The 13,220-nt window shown below is 37.9% G+C and carries 11 protein-coding genes; all 11 read right to left on the bottom strand.

Translation table 11 applies throughout. The features are described 5' to 3' along the window. Positions 1-268: 268 nt before the first annotated feature. The 11 genes from pgsA to rpsO all read right to left on the bottom strand — a co-directional run bounded on the left by pgsA (position 269) and on the right by rpsO (position 13,170). Positions 269-853: a CDP-diacylglycerol--glycerol-3-phosphate 3-phosphatidyltransferase gene (pgsA, locus tag C7J88_RS01295; RefSeq protein WP_095116434.1), complete on the bottom strand. Its 585-nt coding sequence runs from the start codon at positions 851-853 to the stop codon at positions 269-271. A 39-nt stretch (positions 854-892) separates the two neighbouring features. Next, the gene (locus tag C7J88_RS10680) at positions 893-1,288 is read right to left on the bottom strand and encodes a helix-turn-helix domain-containing protein (RefSeq protein ID WP_095116432.1); all 396 of its coding nucleotides are present in this window, start codon (positions 1,286-1,288) and stop codon (positions 893-895) included. Between the two features lie 16 nt (positions 1,289-1,304). Beyond that, complete coding sequence (locus C7J88_RS01285) at positions 1,305-2,138, bottom strand: YmfK family protein (RefSeq protein ID WP_095116430.1); 834 nt, start codon at positions 2,136-2,138, stop codon at positions 1,305-1,307. A 48-nt stretch (positions 2,139-2,186) separates the two neighbouring features. Then, the gene (gene ymfI / locus C7J88_RS01280; RefSeq protein WP_095116428.1) at positions 2,187-2,888 is read right to left on the bottom strand and encodes an elongation factor P 5-aminopentanone reductase; all 702 of its coding nucleotides are present in this window, start codon (positions 2,886-2,888) and stop codon (positions 2,187-2,189) included. Next, positions 2,885-4,174 carry an EF-P 5-aminopentanol modification-associated protein YfmH gene (gene yfmH, locus C7J88_RS01275; protein ID WP_095116426.1) on the bottom strand — a complete coding sequence of 430 codons (1,290 nt, stop codon included), beginning with the start codon at positions 4,172-4,174 and terminating at the stop codon, positions 2,885-2,887. The genes ymfI and yfmH overlap by 4 nt, the downstream gene beginning before the upstream one ends. After that, positions 4,167-5,432, bottom strand: a complete 1,266-nt coding sequence (gene yfmF, locus C7J88_RS01270) for an EF-P 5-aminopentanol modification-associated protein YfmF (RefSeq protein ID WP_095116424.1) — start codon at positions 5,430-5,432, stop codon at positions 4,167-4,169. Before yfmF ends, yfmH begins: the two co-directional genes overlap by 8 nt. Positions 5,433-5,456: 24 nt before the next feature. Then, positions 5,457-6,173, bottom strand: coding sequence for a GntR family transcriptional regulator (locus tag C7J88_RS01265; protein WP_095116422.1), 717 nt, complete (start codon positions 6,171-6,173; stop codon positions 5,457-5,459). 3 nt (positions 6,174-6,176) lie between these two features. Beyond that, a complete protein-coding gene (locus C7J88_RS01260) occupies positions 6,177-8,519 on the bottom strand; it encodes a DNA translocase FtsK (protein ID WP_095116420.1) in 2,343 nt (780 codons plus the stop codon). A gap of 135 nt (positions 8,520-8,654) precedes the next feature. Then, positions 8,655-10,328 (bottom strand): ribonuclease J2, encoded by a 1,674-nt coding sequence (rnjB, locus tag C7J88_RS01255; RefSeq protein ID WP_095116418.1) that lies wholly within the window; start codon positions 10,326-10,328, stop codon positions 8,655-8,657. A gap of 319 nt (positions 10,329-10,647) precedes the next feature. After that, the gene (gene pnp / locus C7J88_RS01250) at positions 10,648-12,741 is read right to left on the bottom strand and encodes a polyribonucleotide nucleotidyltransferase (protein ID WP_095116416.1); all 2,094 of its coding nucleotides are present in this window, start codon (positions 12,739-12,741) and stop codon (positions 10,648-10,650) included. A 159-nt stretch (positions 12,742-12,900) separates the two neighbouring features. Further along, complete coding sequence (gene rpsO / locus C7J88_RS01245; protein ID WP_095116414.1) at positions 12,901-13,170, bottom strand: 30S ribosomal protein S15; 270 nt, start codon at positions 13,168-13,170, stop codon at positions 12,901-12,903. Positions 13,171-13,220: the final 50 nt, after the last annotated feature.

Below are 13,220 nucleotides of genomic sequence, written 5' to 3'. Positions count from 1 at the left end.
ACCTTACACTGGGATTGTACGACTCATATCTGCTTGCATATAACACTTGTTATTTCCCAAATGAAAAACGGGCTGAGACATAGTGCTCACCCCGTTCCTTTTGAATATAGAAATCAGTATATTGGCAGTAGGTGTCTGAAGTGAAACTACGTTTTTAAAAACTTTTTCACTTCTATTCACCCTTGCCGGGGTGGGACGACGAAATCTTTTATAGTGATAAAGATTTCTGTCCCACTCCCAAACACGGTATATCGTTTTTAAGACGCAATTATTGTTTATCTTGTAAAAAAACATCTCGGCCTTTATAGAAATATTCTACACCAGATAAAATTGTGAAAAATACACCGATATACAATAGCACTTGACCAAGTGAGAAACCAATCCATTGACTCAATGGTTCGCCTAATAAAATGAAAACAAGTGCAACCATTGTTACTGCTGTTTTAATCTTACCTAATTGTCCTGCTGCACTCACAAAACCTTGTTCAATTTGAAGTAAACGTAAGCCTGTTACTGCAAATTCACGTGCAATAATAATAATCGCAACGACTGAATTTGTTAATCCAAGCTCAACGAGAACAATAAGTGCAGCAGAAACGAGCAATTTGTCAGCAAGTGGATCTAAAAATTTACCCATATTCGTCACAAGTTGCCATTTACGTGCTAAGTATCCATCTACAAAGTCACTGATTGATGCCACAATAAAAATCAATCCACTGATTAAAAATTCAATTCGTACCTCTTGTCCACCTAAAAATGTCATCTGTCCCATGCCAAAATCAACAAGCGCAAACAACATAAAGAGAGGAATTAATATCACTCGAAATAATGTGATCTGATTCGGTATGTTCATGATTCATCCTCTTTTCAATAATCTATTTATATCGCTACATTATAACACAAGTGCTAAAACAGCCCAAAAAACTGCAGATACTGCCATAAAACTTGCAATAATCATCGCAACTTGCTTTGTTTCTCGATCCCGGTTTGGAACTGTACCAAGATGAGTAGAAGTAGAAAGTTGTCGCAGTGCTTTCGTTGCAAATCGGTTTGTTTCAGGCAGTTCATCTTGATGTCTCTCAAGGAGTTGAACACTGTCGATATTTACCGCTTGTGCGTACTTGCGAATAAATCCAGCTACATATGCAGGTTGTTGTAAAGCATCAAATTGATTTTTTTCTATTGCAATCAATGTTTCACGTTGGATGTGTGTGCGTGTTTCTAACTCAGATAAAGTCATCCCTAAACGCTCTCTCTTACTCTGTAACACCTCACCAATCAATTTCAATCATTCAACCTCCTACTTAAAAACCACCGAAACCATCTCCGAATCCACCGAATGGATCGCCAAAGTCTAGATTGTTTTTACTTTTCACTGTTTTTTTCTTCATTTCTTCATATGCAATTTTTTGATTTTCTTCTGCACGTAACTCGATGATATAGTCAAAATCATCCATTTGATAGTCACTCGCTTCAACGAACAAGTCTGGATGTTCAACCACTTTGACGGATGGCAATGTCATCACTTCTCTCACTAACTCTTGATGCTTAGGGTTTTGCTCTCTTGCTGTAACTGCACCATCGATAATATAAACATGATCTTTATCATATTCCCCTTTGATCAATGAACTGCGCACGGTTTGTTTGATCAATGTTGAACTGATGAACAACCAGCGCTTATGTGCAGATACACTTCCTGCTACAATTGACTCAGTTTTACCAACACGTGGCATTCCACGAATACCAATCAACTTGTGTCCTTCTTCTTTGAACAATTCTGCCATAAAGTCTACAAGTAAACCAAGATCATCTCGTTCAAAGCGAAATATCTTTTTATCCTGTTCATCTTGTTTTAAATAACGTCCGTGTCGAACCGCTAATCTATCTTTCAATTCAGGTGGTCGCAACACATTTAAAGAAATATCATCGATTTCTTTTAACAAAGTTTCAAAACGCTTCACTTTTTCTTCACTATCCGACTTGATAATGAATGCACGTGTTGACGTCTGAATCCCATTGATCGAACCGATGTTAATTCCCATCATACCGAGCAAACTTGAAACATCCCCAAGCAAACCCGCACGGTTCTTATTGATATCATATTCCAAGTACCATTCTTTTTTTTCAGTCATCGACATCCCTGCTCACCCCTTTAAGCAATCATCTCTTTTCTCATATTATAGCAATTATGTGTACCAGCCACCATTAATACGTTGAACCGTTCCTGTCACACTTTGTGCACGTGGAGATAACAAATAATTAACCGCATGTGCTACTTCTTCTGCTGTAACGAAACGATTCTGTGGCAATTCTTCTAACAACGCTGTGCGTGTCTCATCATCAAGCTGATTGGTCATATCTCCTGACACAACACCCGGCGCAATCGCATTGACTGTAACAGATGTCAGTGCTAACTCTTGACTCAATGCCTTTACAAAACCAATCTGCGCCGCTTTCATCGCTGAGTAGATTGTTTCAAAGCTTGCTCCTGCCTCACCCCATATCGATGACACGACGATAATACGTCCATGTGGCTGCGTCATCAGTTGACTCACAAAGTGCTGGCAGAGCTTAATAAAGTTAAAGACATGCATGCGATAGGTTTCGTCTATTTGTTCGTCCGACATATCTTGTAACATACCAAATAGACTACGGCCACTCACGTAAACGAGTGCATCTAAGTTGTGAATAAATGCCAATTGTTCAAAATCAATCATTTGAGACACATCAAGTTGAACGAGTTGAACGGGTTGCCCTTCATATTGTTCTTGCAAATGTGCATAGGAAGCCGAATAATACGTAAGAATGACTTCATAACCTTGTGATAATAGATCTTGTACAATCGCTGTACCAATCGTACCGGAGCCACCTACAACGAGTGCCTTCATGACGGTTTAATCTCCAAACGACTGTCCACAACGTTCTCTATATCAAGACGTTCTCGCACTGTTTCATTCATTGAATCCAATGTAATCTCATCAATGATATCTAACAGTTCAAACAATGCGACACCGTCAAAATAGTATTTCGTTGCTTGATTGGCTATGTGTTCTGGCGAATTCAGACTTGAGATATACTCACCGATAAATTGACGTTTTAACAATTCGAAAGCGGTTTGATCGTCAACACATCCAAATTTATCATGTAACTCAGCTAATAATTTTGCTTTTAACTTGTCTGGTTCTTCGGTTGTAGATGTAACAAGTGAAAAACTATACGTTGGTTCAATAACAGTTTGATAACTAAACGTCGCATCAATCAAATGTTCATTCAATAATGTTTGATAAAATACTGTTTCTTCACCAAATACTAATTCAAAGAAAAATGACATCTCAATATCTTCTTGTACACGTCGTCTTTGTGACACGTCTAATTGTTTGTTTTTAAACCCTAACATCAGTCTTGGTGATTGTACTTGTAACGTTTCTCGCATTTCTCGTTCAAGTACATCATGCGTCTCATGTAATGGATCGCGTACAATCTCAGGTTGTGCTTCAATATGTCGTGCATCTTCATGTGTTTTCACAAGTTGATAAATATGTTCAGGGTCAACGTCTCCTACGACGAACAACACCATATTCGATGGATGGTAAAAAGTTTCATAGCATAAATATAAATCATCTTTTGTAATATCATAGATACTTTCAACACTACCTGCAATATCGACTTTTACAGGATGGTCATGATACATCCCACGCAACGTGTTAAACATGAGACGATATCCTGGTTGCTCTTGATACATTTTGATTTCTTCAGCGATGATTCCTTTTTCTTTTTCGACTGTTTCTTCTGTAAAATAAGGTGATTCTACCATTTTTAATAGACGAATAATATTTTCATCTATATAATTCGTCGCACTGAATAAATAACTTGTGCGGTCAAAACTTGTAAATGCATTGACTTGTGCATCATATTCTGCGAAGTCTGTAAACAAATCGCCATCTTCTTTTTCAAATAATTTATGTTCTAAAAAGTGTGCGACACCATCGGGCACTGTCACAAATTCATCTGACTGATGTGGCTTAAATCGTGAATCTAATGAACCAAAGTTTGTCGTATAAGTGACAAATGTTTTTTGGAATCCTCTTTTTGGAATGACAAATAACGTAAGACCATTATCCAACTGCGCTTGGTAAACTGTCTCATCAATCTGTTCATAATACGTTTTATTCACCTTGATCCACCGCCTTTGTCATAATATAAATCGTATCGAGTTGTGCTTTCTGACATAGCTGTTGAATATCTTCTTTCGTCACTGCTTGAATACGCTCAACAAAAGATGCTTCAGGTTCTGGCTTGTCTACTAATATTTTGTTATGTGTGAGTTCGATCATCTGTTTAGGACGATCTTTTAATTCTTTCCGATGTGATAAAATGATTTTCTTCGCAAGTGCCATCTTCTCTTCAGTAAAATCACCTTGTTTGAATTGTTCAAATGCTTCAATAATCGTATTTTTCGCATCTTGGAAGGCGTCACTAGAGACACCACTTAACACGAAAAGAAAACCATTCTTACCATCAATTTGTGAATGAATAGAATACGCTAAACTTTTCTTTTCACGCACTTCATTAAATAAGACAGACGATGGATCCCCACCGAACATCATATTAAAAACAACCAAAGCTGGATAATCTGACTCACCATATTGTGTCGGAAAACGGAACCCCATATTTAACTTCGCTTGATCAATATCAGCCGTTTCAATCACTTCATTAATCGTTTGTTGTGGATTCACAGATTGTAGTGAGTTATCCCGTTCATAAGTAAATGGCTTGAGCTCAAATGCTGCTTGAAGCTTATTCTTTGTTGCTGTTTCATCTACATGTCCTACAACATATACAGCACAACTATCCTGTTCAATCATTTGACGATATGTATCATAAAGTACTTCCGGTGTAATCTCTTCAATATGCTCTAGTTGACCAACTGCTGGATAACTATACGGATGATCTCCAAACATATTTTTCAGTAAATGCAAATAAGATAATTGCGTTTTATTATCTTCAATTGCAATTAATTTATTTTGTAAAAGACGTTTTTCTTGCTGTAAAAACGTCTCATCGAAAGCCCCTTCATTAACAAGTGGATTCAAAATAACTTCTTTAAGGAGTTGAATCCCTTCATCCAACAAAGGCAGTGAATCTTGTAAAAAACGTTCGTTAGTAATTTCCAAACTCATTGTAATAACATGATGATCTTTAAATTTTGATACGTGACTATTCAAATAAGCGCCGTACAAATAAGATAGATGCTGATTAAATGCTTTATCTGTTGGATATTTCTTCGTCGCACGTACGAGCATCTTGCTGAGTAACGATCTCGCTGTCATCGTCTCAACATCTAGTGGTGCCATAAATTTAAATGTTATCGTTGTTGTTTTAAATTTGTCTGTCGGTAACACTTTTATCGGTATACTTTCATATAAACTCATATTCTGCCTCCTTCTGTCATAACATTATTGTCGTTTTCTCACAGTTTTAAACTTCACCAAGCTACTTTTAAAGTAATTCAATGAATAGAGTATCGGTTTACCTGCCGCTGTATAATGCACTTGTTTTAAAAGCATCAAACCATCTTGTGGATGCGCATCAAGTGCTTCAGAGATATACGGTTCATAACTGATTGCTTCAATTTCCGTTTCAGCGTATGCGATTGTTTGTTGCGTTGCCTGTTCAATCGCTTTAAAAATAGAAGTTTGTTGATCGTGAGAGCCAAAATATTCCAAAACATTCTCCGCAACCTTGTCCAAACAATACACGACCGGTTGATCATCAGCAGTTCGGATGCGTTCGATAACTGTGACCGTTGCATCATCTTCCAAATTCATTACACGTCGATCATCACGAGAAGCAGGCTCTTCATCTAAACTAATAAAAACCGTTCCTTCTCGGTAGCCTTTATCCGTAATCATTCGACCAACACTCATCAATTCATCCAGCGGATAGAAGAAAGGCTGCGTCTTTTTAACGCGCGCGCCTTCTTCAAAGTTTTCGGTCACAATTTGTTCAGTGACGAGCTCATGTATCGCACCTTGAACATCATCTGTTTTGACATCACAAGTACGTGCCATTGTTAATAAACTTGGTAACATGTCACTCGGTTTCAACTGTCCGCTTTCTATTTCTGCTAAGATCCATTCTTTTACCCTATTCACGTTAGGATTAATAGACATGTATTACACCTCTTTATCATTTAAATCTACTAATATTTGTCTCGGTTTGCTTCCTTTTTGTGGTCCGATAACTTGATTACGCTCTAAATCATCCATAATACGAGATGCACGATTGTAGCCAATTCTAAATTGACGTTGTAAAAGAGACGTACTTGCTTTCTGCTGTTCAATCACAAACATGTACGCATCGTTATAAAGTGGATCGTCACTCTCTGATGCAGCTGATTCAGCCTGTGCATCCGGTGTCATTTCTTTTACATAGTTAGCACGCTGTTGTGCAACGACATAGTCAACTACTTTTTGAACTTCACCATCACTTAAAAATGCCCCTTGCACACGTGTTCTTGTTGAACCACCATTTTTAATAAATAACATATCTCCTTTTCCTAACAGCTTCTCCGCACCACCACTATCAATAATTGTACGTGAATCCGTTTGAGAACTTACTGCAAACGCAATACGTGACGGAATATTATTTTTGATAAGTCCTGTGATGACATCCACAGAAGGCCTTTGTGTCGCTATGATTAAGTGAATTCCCGCCGCACGTGCCATCTGCGTAATACGAGTAATCGCGGTTTCAACATCTTTGCCGGCTACCATCATCAAGTCTGCCAATTCATCGACAATGACTACGATATATGGAAGCAATGGGTGTTTTTCGCCCAACTCCTTATTTTGCCTTTCGATATATGTGTTGTAGCCTTTAATATTTCGAGTACCTGAATGTTGGAACAAGTCATAACGACGTTCCATTTCACCCACTACTTTTTCGAGTGCTTGCGCAGCTTTATGTGGATTGGTGACAACCGGTGTTAACAAATGTGGAATGCCATTATAAACATTCAACTCTACCATTTTTGGATCGATCATCATCAACTTCACTTCATGTGGCTTCGCATTTAGTAAAATACTTGTAATCATGCCATTAATACAGACAGACTTACCGCTACCCGTTGATCCCGCAACGAGCAAGTGCGGCATTTTGTCTAACTCAGCCGTAATCGGTTCACCTGAAATATCTCGACCGAGTGCAACTTCTAACTTATTTTTAGCCGGGAATTTCTCGTCTAAAACTTCTTTTAGCGTCACAAGTGAAATATGTTCGTTTGGCACCTCGATTCCGACTGCTGACTTACCAGGAATTGGTGCTTCTATTCGAATATCCTTCGCCGCAAGTGCAAGTGCCAAGTCACTGTGTAGGTTGACAATACGACTTACCTTAACACCTTGCGCAGGTTGGATTTCATATTGTGTGACAGCGGGTCCGATGCGAATCTGCGTTACCTTCGCATTAACGCCAAAGTTTTTCAATGTTGTTTCGAGCAACTTTCCTTTACGTTGAACTTCTGACTTTGCAACGGCCTGCTGTTTCGTCGGTGCATTGAGTAACGAAATCGGTGGTAATTTGTATGCCTGATTCTCAATTTCACCTGCTTCAGATATTGATCCTTCTGCTTCTTCGGTGTCAGATGGTTCAGCTTGTACTGCAGATTGTTTTGTAGGTTCTTCACGAGTTGGACGGGCTGGTGTTTTCTCTTCATCATTCATATGTTGTAATTGATTCGATGACTGATGTCTCAATATCGGAATAGAAGGTACATCCTCTTCTTCATCTTCTTGTACTTCTACAAAGTCAGAAACATCTTTCGGTGCATCTTTTCGTGCAGCTCGCTGCTGTTGCTTCTCAGCTCTTCGCTCAGAACGCTTCATACGCCCTTGTTCTATTTGTTTTGTCAATTTGAAATACACATTTACAACAAACTGCTTTGTATTTTCAAACCATACTTTCAATACATCACGGTGACGTTTTTTCATCATCAAGATACCCGTCGATACTAAAAGCATCAAAGTTAATAAAACGACGCCAGCCATAGAAATCAATGGTGCAAATAACTCTATTAAATAATACCCGAACACACCACCACCAAAGTTAGGAAATACATCTGTTTCATATTGTTGAAAAACATGTGACAGCACAGGTTCACGTCTTGCCTTCATACCCTCGGCGATGCGATAGCTAATTTGTGCAACTAATAACAATCCGACTTGTCCTGTGATAGAACCAGATAAACGTCTCGTTTTTGGTAACTTCCCATTATAAGCTAAAAAACCGGTAGCTAAGAGCATTAAGATATAAGTTAAATATCGTGTCCAACCAAATAAGTAATTAAAAAAACTGTCTATTCCTACACCGATAATACCGAGTTGAAAAACCCCTAACATGATAATTACAACAGCTACTATTGCGAGGACAAAGCGAATGGGCGAATCTTTTTGTTTTTTCTTTGGTGTTCGTTTCTTACTGCGCGACGTTTGTGTTTTACGCTTCTTTGTTTGCGCCATACATCGTCACCTACTACTTTCTTTCAAATTATGTATTATGCAAAAAAGCGAACCTGCTCTTTAAAACGGGTGAACGTTTCAAAGAGTAAGATTCGTTTTTTGAGTCGTTTCCATCGTATTTAACCCATGGTTACTTTAAATTTCAGAAATAACCGGAATAATCATTGGACGTCTGCGAGTACTTTCAAAAAGTAACTTACTAATTTGATCACGCATATTTTGTTTCATTTCTGACCATTCAATACGTTTTTCTTGTAATCCTGCTTCAACAATTTCACGTACTTTTTCTTCAGCTTCTTTTAGTAGTGCTTCACTTTCACGAACATAAACGAAACCACGTGATTGAATTTCAGGACCTGCCACAATACGACGGTTTTTCGGGTCTAATGTGACAACTGCAATAAAAATACCATCTTCGGCTAATAAATGACGATCACGTAGCACAATATTTCCTACGTCACCAACACCAATACCGTCAATCAATACATTGCCTGCATTCACTTTTTCATTTAACGTCATATCGTTACCATCAAAGTTGATGACATCACCTGACTCGACTAAGAAAATCTTTTCCGCATCTACACCCGCTTCGCTAGCTAACTTCGCATGGGCAATTTGCATTTTAAATTCACCTTGTACTGGAATAAAATATTCAGGTTTCATCATATTCAACATTAATTTAAGTTCTTCCATACAACCATGACTAGATGCATGAATCTTTTTATTGTTCGGAATGACAATCGCACCTGCACGCGCAAGTTCGTTTAATGTGTCTCCGATAATCACTTCCATATTTGCTGATGCTGTAATTGCTAAGAATACAGAATCGCCGCGTTGGATATTCATAATTTTATGTTTGTTTTGTGCCATTTGACTCAATGCTTCTACGGGTTCACCTTGCATGCCTGTCGCAATAATAATGACTTCGTTCTTTGGATAATTTTCAACTTCATTAATTGGAATAAGCAAATCTTTCGGAATATCGAAATAGCCCATTTTACGTGCAATACTAAATGAACTTTCAAGTGATCGTCCCAAGAATGATACTTTGCGGTTCAGTCGACTTGCGATGTTTAACACTTGTTGAATACGAATAAAGTTAGACGCATAACAAGATACGATAATGCGACCTTGTGCCTTCGTAAAAGCATCAAACATATGACTTTCGATCACATTCTCAGGTGTATTATAACCTGGCTTTTCCGCTTCCGTTGAATCACTCAACAATGCGAAGACGCCTTCGTCACCAATTTCAGCCATTTTCTTCAAGTCAGGCGCATAATGACCGTGTAAACTTTGGTCAAACTTGAACTCACCTGTGTACACAATTGCACCATATGATGTGTGAATGCATACACCTAAACTATCAGGGATACTGTGTGTTGTGTTGAAGAACGTAATATTCACACTCTTGAAGCGCATAACAGATTCATTATTGACAACATAATAGCGCACTTTTTTATCAACTTGACGTGCACGCATATTTTCTTTAATCAAGCCAATTGTTAATTTAGAACCATATACGGGTGCATCTACTTGCTCTAACACGTATGAAACCGCACCAATCGCATGTTCATGACCGTGTGTTAAAAAGATCCCTTTTAATTTGTGCTTATTTTCAATCACATATTGGATGTCTGGGATAACGATATCAATACCGAGCATCTCATCTTCTGGGAACTTTAACCCCGCATCCAACATAAACATTTCATCGTCTACTTCTACGATATACATATTTTTGGCAATTTCACCGACACCACCAAGTGGAATAATACGTATATTTTTATTTTTCTTTTTTACTAAATTCAAAATGTTACCTCCTAATAAATATAACCCGTCCATATTACAGTCATACTTCATTATAGTAGATATTCAGCATCGTGTACACTGTTTAAGGAATATATAGATGATAAAACTTTTTGTGCAAGTCAACAGACTGAATGACTTATTACATCAACCTCATCAAATGTTACGCTTTCTTTATATTTTATTAATTCAAATATAATAAGTCACTTTTACTCATTCAATAACAAAATTCTCTTCATACAAATATATCCAATGTAAAAAAGCAGATGATTAAGGTCTGTCCCTTAATACATCTGCTTCTTTTATAATTTATTAATTGTGGTTAAAGTAAAACTTTATGAGATGCGTTGACACGCCCTTGTTTGTCAATTTCTGTAACTTTAACTTTAATCGTGTCACCCATCGCTAATTTATCTTCTACTTTATCGATGCGTTCTTTTGAAATTTGTGAGATGTGCACTAAGGCATCTTTACCTGGGAACAACTCGACAAATGCACCGAATTTTTCAATGCGTTTCACTTTGGCATCATATACTTGACCTACTTCTGCTTCACGAACGATACTTTCAATCCAAGCACGTGCTTGATTAATCATCGCTTGATCCACTGAACCAATATATACTGTACCGTCTTGTTCGATGTCTAATTTGACACCAGTCGCATCAATAATTTCATTGATTTGTTTACCACCCGGTCCAATGACATCACGAATTTTTTCAGGTTTGATCGTCATGATTTCAACTTTTGGCGCATATGCACTTAATTCAGCACGTGGTTGATCAATAGTTGAAAGCATATGGTCTAAAATAGCAAGACGGCCTTTACGTGCTTGTTCTAAAGCTTCTTCAATGACTTCTTTTGTTAAGCCATCGATTTTGATATCCATTTGAATTGCTGTAATACCATCTTTTGTACCAGCAACTTTGAAGTCCATGTCACCTAAAGCATCTTCCATACCTTGAATATCCGTTAAGATTGTATAGCTTTCTTCACGTGTCACTAATCCCATCGCAATCCCAGCGACAGGTGCTTTGATTGGTACACCAGCATCCATTAACGCAAGTGTTGATCCACAGATTGATGCTTGTGATGAAGAACCATTTGATTCTAATACTTCACTTACAATACGCACTGTGTATGGGAAATTTTTCTCATCTGGAATAATATATTTCAATGCACGTTCACCTAATGCACCGTGACCAATTTCACGACGACCTGGCGCACGAACTGGTCCCGTTTCACCGACTGAGAAGTTCGGGAAGTTGTAGTGATGCATAAAGCGTTTTTGCTCTTCTTCACCTAAACCATCAATCAATTGATATTCTGAAATTGAGCCAAGTGTTAATACTGATAACGCTTGTGTTTGTCCACGTGTAAATAAACCTGAACCGTGTGCACGTGGTAATAAACCAACTTCAGATGATAATGGACGAATTTCATCCGGTTTACGGCCATCTGGACGAATCTTTTCATCCGCAATAAGACGACGTACTTCTTCTTTGATTAATTTATTAATTGTCGAGTTAACTTCTTTAAGAACCGCTTCGTTTTCAGGATCATTTTCATCTTCAAATTGACCAAGTACGCGTTCTTTGATTGCATCTAAGTTTGCTTCTCTCTCTTGTTTGTCGAAAGTCAAGATTGCTTGATTCAATCCTTCTTGTTGCGTTAATTCAACAACACGATCAATAAGTGCTTGATCTTTTTCTTCTGGTACAAATTCACGCTTCTCAGGTTGTAACGTATCAATGATTTGTTGTTGGAAATCACATAAACGTTTGATTTCTTCATGTCCGAATAAAATTGCTTCAAGCATTTCTGCTTCAGTGATTTCACTTGCACCCGCTTCTACCATGTTCACTGCATCTTTATGACCAGCTACCTCTAAGTCTAAGCGTGATACTTCTTTTTGCTCAAGGTTCGGATTGATTACATATGCCCCATCAACATAACCTACATTAACTCCAGCAATCGGACCTTGGAACGGGATATCTGAAACACTTAAAGCCATTGATGATCCGATCATCGCTGCCATTTCAGGTGAGCAGTTTGGATCTGCACTTAATACCGTATTGATAATTTGCACATCGTGTCGATAACCGTCTGGGAATAATGGACGAATTGGTCGGTCAATGAGACGTGCTGTTAATGTTGCTTCGTCCCCAGGACGTCCTTCACGTTTTTTGAAACCTCCTGGAATTTTCCCTGCAGCATACATTTTTTCTTCATAATTCACTGTTAATGGGAAAAAGTCACCGTCACGTGGTTCTTTCGATGCTGTTGCTGTTGATAAAACAACCGTGTCACCATAGCGAACAAGTACAGCACCATTCGCTTGTTTTGCGAGTTGTCCCGTTTCTATTGTTAACGGTCGGTTTGCCCATTCCGTTTTAAAAACCTTTTTTTCTTGAGACATGATGAATCTCCTCTCCTACTGTTTAAACATTACGTACATTTTTTATACATATAAACATTATAGCTTACATTTTCTCTATTTAATAGTTAAAAAAAGAAAGAAACCAAATCATTGGTCTCTTTCGATTTAACTTTATCTCTAAAGATATTTTGCGTAAAATTAACGACGAATACCTAAAGACTTAATAAGTTCACGGTAACGTTGAACATCTTTGTCACGTAAGTAGTTTAATAAGTGACGACGACGTCCTACCATTTTTAATAAACCACGACGTGAATGGTGGTCTTTTTTGTGAGTACGTAAGTGCTCGTTTAATGCAGTAATTTCTGCAGTTAAAACAGCGATTTGTACTTCAGGTGAACCTGTGTCTGTTTCGTGTGTGCGGTATTCTTTGATTAATTCGTTTTTGCGTTCTTGTGAAATTGCCATGTGTCAATTTCCTCCTTTAAATTTGTAATATGCCTTAATCTGAGTAAGGC

Origin of the sequence: Staphylococcus muscae, from assembly GCF_003019275.1 — a bacterium.
GTDB lineage: Bacteria > Bacillota > Bacilli > Staphylococcales > Staphylococcaceae > Staphylococcus > Staphylococcus muscae.
Note: the sequence above shows the minus strand (reverse complement) of the source record. Positions and strands in the feature narration are given on the sequence as shown.

Coding starts and splice junctions, on each gene's coding strand:
- pgsA (WP_095116434.1), bottom strand. CDS start 853: ATGAACATACCGAATCAGATCACATTATTTCGAGTGATATTAATTCCT.
- C7J88_RS01285 (WP_095116430.1), bottom strand. CDS start 2,138: ATGTCGATGACTGAAAAAAAAGAATGGTACTTGGAATATGATATCAAT.
- ymfI (WP_095116428.1), bottom strand. CDS start 2,888: ATGAAGGCACTCGTTGTAGGTGGCTCCGGTACGATTGGTACAGCGATT.
- yfmF (WP_095116424.1), bottom strand. CDS start 5,432: ATGAGTTTATATGAAAGTATACCGATAAAAGTGTTACCGACAGACAAA.
- C7J88_RS01265 (WP_095116422.1), bottom strand. CDS start 6,173: ATGTCTATTAATCCTAACGTGAATAGGGTAAAAGAATGGATCTTAGCA.
- C7J88_RS01260 (WP_095116420.1), bottom strand. CDS start 8,519: ATGGCGCAAACAAAGAAGCGTAAAACACAAACGTCGCGCAGTAAGAAA.
- pnp (WP_095116416.1), bottom strand. CDS start 12,741: ATGTCTCAAGAAAAAAAGGTTTTTAAAACGGAATGGGCAAACCGACCG.
- rpsO (WP_095116414.1), bottom strand. CDS start 13,170: ATGGCAATTTCACAAGAACGCAAAAACGAATTAATCAAAGAATACCGC.